Origin of the sequence: Streptomyces sp. SID14436, assembly GCF_010548465.1 — a bacterium.
Lineage (GTDB): Bacteria > Actinomycetota > Actinomycetes > Streptomycetales > Streptomycetaceae > Streptomyces.
Window position 1 is genome coordinate 1 of the sequence record NZ_JAAGMD010000110.1, and the last position, 1,519, is coordinate 1,519.

2 protein-coding genes are annotated in these 1,519 nt (G+C 74.0%); both read left to right on the top strand.

The features are described from left to right. Positions 1 to 197 (top strand): hypothetical protein (locus G3I53_RS04160; RefSeq protein WP_164438025.1); only part of this gene is annotated, 197 nt, incomplete at its 5' end. Between the two features lie 157 nt (positions 198 to 354). Further along, entirely contained in the window at positions 355 to 1,314 is a 960-nt protein-coding gene (locus tag G3I53_RS04165) for a bifunctional riboflavin kinase/FAD synthetase (protein ID WP_164337590.1), read from the top strand. The last annotated feature ends 205 nt before the right edge of the window (positions 1,315 to 1,519 follow it).

Below are 1,519 nucleotides of genomic sequence, written 5' to 3' on the forward strand. Positions count from 1 at the left end.
GCCTGCTCCTCGCCCGCACCCCGGACGGCGCCGACCGCCTCGACCGCGCGCTGGCCGACCTGGCCCGGCACGTCCCGGGCTTCGCCGCGGCGGTCGCCGGCTGGCTCGCGGACGCCCCGCGCGAGTGGGCGCCCCTCGTCGGCACGAACACCCGCCGGACCGTGGAAGACGTGGTGGGCACGAGCGTTCCGGCCTGAACCGGGTGAGCCGGGCGGCCCGGCCGGTACCCCGTCCTTGCGACCATGCCGCTGCGCGTTCCGGGCGGACGGCATGGCACCCTTAGACCTGCGCGGAAGAAGTCCACGCGACGTCCACGGACTCGGCTCGACAAGGTTTCGACAAGGAGCAGGCACAGTGCAACGCTGGCGTGGCTTGGAGGACATCCCCCAGGACTGGGGGCGCAGCGTCGTCACCATCGGCTCCTACGACGGAGTGCACCGCGGGCACCAGCTGATCATCCGGCACGCCGTGGACCGTGCCCGCGAACTCGGCGTCCCGGCCGTCGTCGTCACCTTCGACCCGCACCCCAGCGAGGTCGTCCGCCCCGGCAGCCACCCGCCGCTGCTCGCCCCGCACCACCGGCGCGCGGAACTCATGGCGGAACTGGGCGTGGACGCGGTCCTGATCCTCCCCTTCACCAGCGAGTTCTCCAAGCTGTCCCCGGCCGACTTCGTGGTGAAGGTGCTGGTCGACAAGCTGCACGCCAAAGCGGTCGTCGAAGGCCCCAACTTCCGCTTCGGCCACAAGGCCGCGGGCACCGTGGACTTCCTCGCCGAGCAGGGCAAGATCTACGACTTCGAGGTCGAGGTCGTCGACCTGTACGTCTCCGGGGAGGCGGGCGGCGGCGAACCCTTCTCCTCCACGCTCACCCGGCGCCTGGTCGCCGAGGGCGACGTCGACGGCGCCGCCGAGATCCTGGGCCGCCCGCACCGCGTGGAGGGCGTCGTCGTGCGGGGCGCCCAGCGCGGGCGCGAGATGGGCTTTCCCACGGCCAACGTCGAGACCCTCCCGCACACCGCCATCCCCGCCGACGGCGTCTACGCCGGCTGGCTGCACGCCCAGGGCGAGGCCATGCCGGCCGCCGTCTCCGTCGGCACCAACCCGCAGTTCGACGGCACCGAACGCACGGTGGAGGCGTACGCCATCGACCGCGTCGGCCTCGACCTGTACGGCCTGCACGTCGCCGTCGACTTCCTCGCCTTCGTCCGCGGCCAGGCCAGGTTCGAGACGCTGGACGCCCTGCTGGAGCAGATGTCCCGGGACGTGCAGCGCTGCCGCGAACTGATCGCGGCGGCTCAGCCGCCGCAGGCGTAGGGGCGAGCCGGGCCGGGCCCGCTGCGCTGTCGGGTGTCGGGTGTCGGTCGTGGTCGGCGAGCCGGCGCAGGGCCCAGGCCCGATCGGCTCACGTAGCCCCGCCGGGTGTTGGTCGCTGCCGCCGAGCCGCGGGCGCCGGGCCGGCGGGGTCCCGGGTGCTGCTGTGTGCCGGTCGCGGTAGCGGGGCGTCAGCGGCGGAGGCTGG